The organism is Verrucomicrobium sp. BvORR106 (genome assembly GCF_000739655.1).
GTDB lineage: Bacteria > Verrucomicrobiota > Verrucomicrobiia > Verrucomicrobiales > Verrucomicrobiaceae > Verrucomicrobium.
The window spans coordinates 1-5,616 of sequence record NZ_BATR01000160.1; the positions used below are offsets into that span (position 1 = coordinate 1).

The 5,616-nt window shown below is 60.3% G+C and carries 3 protein-coding genes; all 3 read left to right on the forward strand.

Features of this window, described 5'->3' with window-relative positions:
* The first annotated feature begins 478 nt into the window (after nucleotides 1-478).
* Nucleotides 479-958 carry a hypothetical protein gene (locus BV106_RS27815; RefSeq protein ID WP_038170254.1) on the forward strand — a complete coding sequence of 160 codons (480 nt, stop codon included), beginning with the start codon at nucleotides 479-481 and terminating at the stop codon, nucleotides 956-958.
* A 1,471-nt stretch (nucleotides 959-2,429) separates the two neighbouring features.
* Nucleotides 2,430-4,022, forward strand: a complete 1,593-nt coding sequence (locus tag BV106_RS27825; protein ID WP_038170259.1) for a hypothetical protein — start codon at nucleotides 2,430-2,432, stop codon at nucleotides 4,020-4,022.
* Between the two features lie 46 nt (nucleotides 4,023-4,068).
* Nucleotides 4,069-4,257: a hypothetical protein gene (locus BV106_RS27830; RefSeq protein ID WP_038170260.1), complete on the forward strand. Its 189-nt coding sequence runs from the start codon at nucleotides 4,069-4,071 to the stop codon at nucleotides 4,255-4,257.
* Nucleotides 4,258-5,616: the final 1,359 nt, after the last annotated feature.

A 5,616-nucleotide genomic window follows, 5' to 3' on the forward strand; every position in this document is an offset into this window, starting at 1 on the left:
GGAAGGCGTCGGTTCAGTTCGCAGCTTTTATCCCTGAAGGGGATATCTAGCACAGCCCAGTGGTTGGACGAGCCTTGAGCGAGTCAACCCTGGGTGCTTCCGCAGAGGATGATCAGGTGGGAAGGCCGACAGCATCTGCTATCGGCCTAACGCTATCAACACCTCCACGTCGGTTGGACCTGATGTCATACGCTGACTGACGTTCGCGGCAAGATGCCGCAAACAGCATGCAGGGATGCGTGCGCTCCCCGAGCTTCCCCGGCACAGGCCGCTTTGAGAACCGTCAGACCCCATTTCCCCACCAGATTCCTGGCGGGCACTAACTGAAGCGTCTGCCGTGCGTCTTTTGCGCAGCACCTTCGCCTGCCCACCGTCCGCCCCAACTCCATCCAACTTCATCCGTGACTCCGTCGCACAACTCGCGTAACTTGAAGCGATCCGGCATACCAACTCCCCTCCTCCCTGCCCCCGCCAGCCGATGAACACTCTGGTCAGAGCCTCACTTCTCGCCATCTGTGTCGCGCTGGGGACGATGACGAGCTCCCGTTCCTTTGCAGGGCCGGTGCCCTACCAGAACAAACGCCCGTCCCCTGCGGCACCTCGAGTCAGTCCTAGCGTGAATGACGAAACGGGAACTTATGCCTCCTACTTCCGAGCCGATCCGCTCAGCGCGCTGGCGATTCATCATGAGCCTCGTTTGATTGTCCCCAACGATGGTCTCTGCGGCTGGGGAGCAACTCATACGCCGGGTCTCCCGATTGGCATGCCCAGCCAGTTCGCCGTGAACTTCGATGAAATCGCCATGCATTCTGGACTGGTCGCCCTGTGGCCAGTCTTCATGGAGCGATACGGCGGGCTCTGGTTTGAAAGTCTCTACCAAGTGGAGGACGATACCCTGCCCAGCTTCCCGCCGCCTCGGGTGTGGATAGGTCAGGAAGATTTTGGCAGCAGAAGATGAAAGTCTTCGTGCAAGCTTGGGTCACAACTACGCCCTCAACTCATTCGTCGATCGCCTCCGACGCTTCTCATAAATCCAGATTCCGCCCATCCATCCCACAAAGATCAGAATCCGCTGCCAATGGGACTTCCCGTTGGCGAGATCATCCGCATGTGTCCCGCCTGGGGAGCGTCGCCCTCCGGTGGCTTTTGAGCGCCGGAGCGTGGACCGGCATCCAGCGAGGGATGCCGCCGTCCAAAGGCCCAGCAGGATCCAATCCCGACGACCGAGATCGCCAGTTGATTTACTTTGGCCCTTGGGAGGTTCCACTGCGGTATCCATGGCGTCTATCCTCGCACCTTGGTCAAGGGGGGAGCAGGGTGTAAGGGTGTGGGTGGCTGCCGTGGTCCAAATGAACTTTTAGCGAGTCTACGTTGGTAGATGACGGCTTACTTGGATAGCGATGCTACAGACGCTTCAGCTTCAGTTAGTGCCTGCGAAGGAACCTGGGGGGACTGACGTGGGGGTGTTGATGGCAGTGGGGAGAAAGGGGATACTGACGGCTTTCCTACCTGATCATCCTCTGCGGAGTTACCCAACGTTGACTCGCTTAGGGCTCGTCCAACGTTGGGCTGTGGTAGAGATCCCCGCTGGGGATCAGCTTCGAACTGAGAAGGGCACCTCCAGGTGGCTCCTTGGTGACCACCGAGAGCGCGACGGTTGATTGGTTCTCCTCACGTCGACAACTACGGCCAGTGTTGTGGGTGCTTTGGCAGAAGGCATTGACGCAGACCCGGCGTGGCCGTAGTCATGCTGGCAGCTTGCTGGCAACACTGCGAGGAGAGGTAGGAAGTGTTTCCGGCAGGCGAAAGCGGCGTCGAGCCGCACGCACTCCAAGACGCTTCGCGACATTTTGATGTGCTGGGATGAAGATTGCCCTGTCTAGGATGCTCGAGCAACGCGGCAGCGTCTTGGACTTTCCGGCCTGCCCTGCGTCCTTCGCGTGACACCTGCGCCTGCCCACCGTCCCTTCTTCACCGCGAGGCGGGTGTCACGGGCACTACTGACCGCCACAACTCCTTTCGAGTTGTTTCCCTACCTCCCCACCCCATCCAAAAGCGCTGATGTTTCGATGTGCCACTAATCATGCTTTGGTTCAGCCGATGCAGCATCCATCTCTCCATCTCCGCATTTCTTGTAACTTCTCCTCCCAGACGGCGAGAGTGTTGAGAGATCCCAAATACCCCTCCGTTCACGATGATCGCAAAAACCTCCTCGGCCTGATTGTCCCCAGTCCCACCAGCCCCTGCGCCAATTCCGGTTGCTCGATAAGCTGGACATTTTCACGCGGGTAACCCAAGGTGACACCAAGCTCACCAGCAGTGCTGTCTCGCGTGGGCGGATGGTCGTCCTCTGCCACCGACGATGTAGGCCGCCCCTCCAGTATCCCAACCCGCTCTTTCGAACCCGTCTCCACTCACGCTCTGCCGCCATGAACGCCACCGGTTCCGTCGCCAATCGCGCCAACGACTTCGGCATTGCCACGAACGCCCCGCCTGACGACTCCATACGGGCTCTGAGAGACCACATCGGGAATCGCAGTGTGGGAGGTCGATTCGTCTCCTGGGTGAAGAACTCGGGGGGCATCACGGACAAAGACAAGATGTACCACGAGATCTTTGAGAAGGCTCTGGTGGCCAAGCTGGGCAGCCCCCAGGCGGTCAAGCAGCTCTTCGACGAACTGAACTTCTCGACCTCCAAGCCGCTGAGCGCCCGCAAGATCGACTTGGTCATGAGTGCGGCGAACAGCAAGGTCCAGCCCCAGCCGGGCCCGGTAACGCAACCGCAAAAGCAGCAGCAACAGGCACCGACGACTGTCAGCACCACCCCGAGTCCTACGCCAACGGTTCCGACCACCAGTCCTACTCCACCGACAACACCCCTCCAGATGAGTCAGGGCGTCAGCCCGCCAGATAGTCAGGTCGGCGCCCAACAAGACGTGGACCAAGTCTATCAGGACAGGATCGATGCCGAGGTCCAGTTGCTCCCCACGACTACCCCGCAGACGGGTGGCCTCAAGCAGATTGATCGGAGCAAGGATCAGGTGGGTGTGCAGGTTCCGCCCCAGCAGGGCGTGGACACGGACAAGGAGCACCAGGAACGCCTCGACCTCGGTGACCAGCTGAGCTCTGTGACCACGACGCCGATGAGCGGCCCCACCACGGATCCCGTCATCACGCCAACCGTCAGCCAGACCCAAACCTCGCAGGACTTCGAAAAAGAGTACCAGGAGCGCGTGGATCCCGGGGGCAAGTACAGCGCCTCCGCCTTGGACCTTCGCTCCAGTCTGATCAGTCAGTTCAAGGGTGATGATCGCGAGAACTTCATGGCGGCGCATCAGGTTCTCCGGGCCCTGAACCTGAAGGAGAACGAGGAGATAACACCTGAGCACGCAGCCCTGGCTCAAAAGCTTGTCCAGAGATACGAGGATTGTCGAGGCACCCCCCTTCACCAGGAACTCACGCAACCTGAGACCAAGTTCCCCGAATACTTCGGCACCACCTTCAAGACCATCGTCAACAACGGCTGGGATCCGCGGGTGGATCTCCTGACGACCGGGGAACTCATCGCCCTGAACACCTACACCGGCAAGGAATACACGAAGATCAACCAGGAGCTTCATGGCAAAAAGCCCATGACCCCGTTCACACAGACCATGACCGGTCTGGCCGCTCAGGGGCTGGGCAAACTGCCCGTGTACACCGGCATGACGGTTCGCGGAACCGATCTACCGCGCGGAGCGGACCGTGATTGCGTGCCGGGCGCGGTCTTTGCGACTTATGGATTCACCAGCAGCTCGGCCACCTCGCCTTTCCGGGGCACCCACCAGTTTGTGATCCACAGCTCAGACGGCCGCGACATCAGCTTCCTCTCAAAATTCCCCAATGAGAAGGAGATCATCTTCCCGCCCGCCCACCAGTTCAGGGTGCTGGATCGCACCGGGGAGGTCGAATACGATTCGCTCGACTATGACAGCGCCTCGAAGAATCCGGGCGTGGCCACGGTAACGATCACGCTGATCTAGTCATTCCTCCCTCCCTTATTCATCTCCGCCCCTTCCTTTCTCCACCATGAAGATCGTTCCTCCCAGCACTCCTCCGCCCCCGCTCACCCCTGAGGAGCAGGCCCTGGTCGCGGAATCCAGGGCGTTCCTGGAATCCCTCAGGGACCGCCCGCTGGTGTCTGAAGGCCTCCAGGCCAGAGCCTCTGAGGAGCCGACCGAGCCGGATGAAGAATCCGACGATGCACCGCTGCTTTAGCTTTAGCTTTAGGACAGGGCGGGCGAGGCAGGAGGTCTTGCCTCGTTTATCCGGCTCAGTCGAATGCGCGAGTGTGTGGGGTAGATGACCGCTTGCTCGGAGAGCGATGCTGCAGACGCTTCAGTTAGTGTCTGCCAAGGAACCTTGAATGGTGAAGTGCGATCTGGCGATTGCTTAAAACGACCTGAGCCGAGGAGCTTGGGGAGCGCACGCATCTTTCGTGCTGTTCCCGGCATCTTGCCGGGAACGTCAGCCAACGGGTGACCTCGCGAGGTGCAACCAAACATACGTGCGACATGGAGGCCTTGAAGATGGTGGGAGGAAAAGCGGATGCTGTCGGCCCTCCCACCTGAACATCTTCGTTGAACAGCACCCAACCTAGACTCGCTGGAAGCTCGCCAACGTTGGGCTTGTCGCAATATCCTCTTCGAGGAAGAACTTCGACTGAGCGCATGGAAGGACGTCCGTTCCTTGGCGGCCACGCACGCGGTTGAAGTGGCCCCCAAGGAACCACCTGGAGATGCCCGCTTCAGTCCGAAGTTGATCCCAGAATGGGATCTCTAGCACAGCCCAGCGGTTGGATGAGCCTTCAGCGAGTCAACCCTGGGTACATCCGTAGAGGACAATCAGGTGGGAAAGCCGACCGCATCCACTTTTCCTCATCGCCAGCAACGTCTCCACGTCAAACGGATGCGATGTCATGTGTTGCCCGACGTTCGCGGCAAGATGCCGCAAACAGCACGCAGGGATGCGTGCGCTCCCCCAGCTTCTCAGGCGCACTGGTCGCTCCTTTTTTCCTCGTAGCATTGGATTTCAGACGGCTCAGCCGGACAAGGGCCAACGTGGCATGCGGTTAGAGGATTCAATCCTCAAGACACGCGCTCATCTTCGCTCACGCGCGGGACCGGAGATCCCGCCTCCTTTATCCGGCTGGCAATGCGCAGGGGCAGGCGAAGACCAGTCTCGGCTCTTGAAGGCGCTGAGCCGACGGGGACCGTCGGACTACTCCTGCAGCGTCGCAGCAGGCGTAGTCCGGATGTGCCATCCGGCTCAGTCGCTGCGGGAACGGGCGATCAAATGCCGAAGCACGTCGCGAGAAGTCAGGACGTCGCTTGGCGCCTCACTCGCCATCGCTCCGTTGCCTGACCGACGGGGACCGTCGGACTACCCCGCAGCGTCGCAGCAGGCGTAGTCCGGATGTGCCATCCGGCTCAGTCGCTGCGGGAACGGGCGATCGAATGCCGAAGCACGTCGCGAGAAGTCAGGACGTCGCTTGGCGCCTCACTCGCCATCGCTCCGTTGCCTGACCGACGGGGACCGTCGGACTACTCTGCAGCGTCGCAGCAGGCGTAGTCCGGA